Annotated in this window: 1 protein-coding gene; it reads left to right on the top strand. The window is 72.4% G+C overall.

The annotated features are described in order from the left end of the window. Nucleotides 1–139: 139 nt before the first annotated feature. Nucleotides 140–1,222, top strand: a 1,083-nt coding sequence (locus HH311_RS30775) for a DDE-type integrase/transposase/recombinase (RefSeq protein WP_169187547.1), incomplete at its 3' end; no start/stop codon positions are given.

The raw sequence follows: 1,222 nt of genomic DNA, 5'->3' as shown, positions 1-1,222 counted from the left end.
CGGTATAGCGACATGTCTGTGCTCAGGACTTCGTAGACAGTTGCTGTCTCAGCACATCGCGGACACTGAGCAGGCCCGCCGGGTGGGCTGGTCACGGTGGTGACCAGCCTGCTCGAGTGTGGGCAGGACAGGGTTCGAGATGGATCCAGCGCTGGTGGCCGCGGTCGCACGGGCCGCCGCCGGCGAGAAGATCAACGTCAGTCAGGTCTGCCGGGACACCGGGGTGTCCCGGGCGGCGTTCTACGTCAAGCTGACCCGGTTCAAGGCCGAGGGCAGCGCGGGGCTGGCGCCGCGTTCCCGGGCGCCGCGCTCCCACCCGACCCGCACCCCCGACCATGTCGGCGAGGCGGTGGTGCGGGCCCGCAAGGAGCTCGCCGATGAGGGCTGGGACAACGGGGCGATCTCGATCCGCTGGCGGCTGCTCGACATCGCCCGCAGCCGGGTCCACCCCACCGGCGGCCCGGTACTCGAGCTGGCCGAGGTGCCCTCGCGGGCCACCATCCACCGCCTGCTCGTCGAGCGCGGCCAGGTCACCCCGCAGCCGCGCAAACGCCCCCGAGCCCGGCAGCGGTTCGTGCACCCGGCCCCGAACGCGGTCTGGCAGATCGACGGCACCGACCTCGAACTCGCCGACGGCAGCACCGCGACGGTGGTGCAGATCCTCGACGACCACTCCCGCCTCGATGTCGCCTGCCACGCGGGGACCAGCGAGAACAGCGTGGACGTGTGGGCGGCGCTGTGCGCCGGGTTCGCCGCCTACGGCCACCCGGCCTGCGTGCTCTCCGACAACGGCGCCGCGTTCTCCGGCAAGCGCCGCCACTGGCCGTTGGTCGAGATGGAACGAGGCCTGGCCCAGCTCGGGATCACCACCATCGTGTCCTCGATCCGACACCCCCAGACCTGCGGGAAGAACGAACGCGCCCACCTGACCCTGCAGCACTGGCTCACGGCCCGCCCCGTCCCTGGCACCCTGGCCGAGCTACAGGCACTGCTCGATGCCTACCGGCAGGGCTACAACCACCGCCGCCACCAAGCCCTCGGCGGTGACACCCCCTACCAGCGCTTCCACGCCAGCGACCGCGCCCGCCCCGTCGGCCCCGCCCCCCGCATCGCCGGGCAGCTCACCCGCACCGTCTCAGCCACCGGCGTGATCCGGTTCAGCGGCACCTCGATCGGCCTGGGCCGACGCCACGCCGGCGCCACCGCCGAGGTGTTCTGGCAG

This window comes from Actinomycetospora sp. TBRC 11914 (assembly GCF_012933465.1).
Lineage (GTDB): Bacteria > Actinomycetota > Actinomycetes > Mycobacteriales > Pseudonocardiaceae > Actinomycetospora.
The sequence above is the reverse complement of the archived record's forward strand: the minus strand, read 5'-3'. Positions and strand labels throughout refer to the sequence as shown.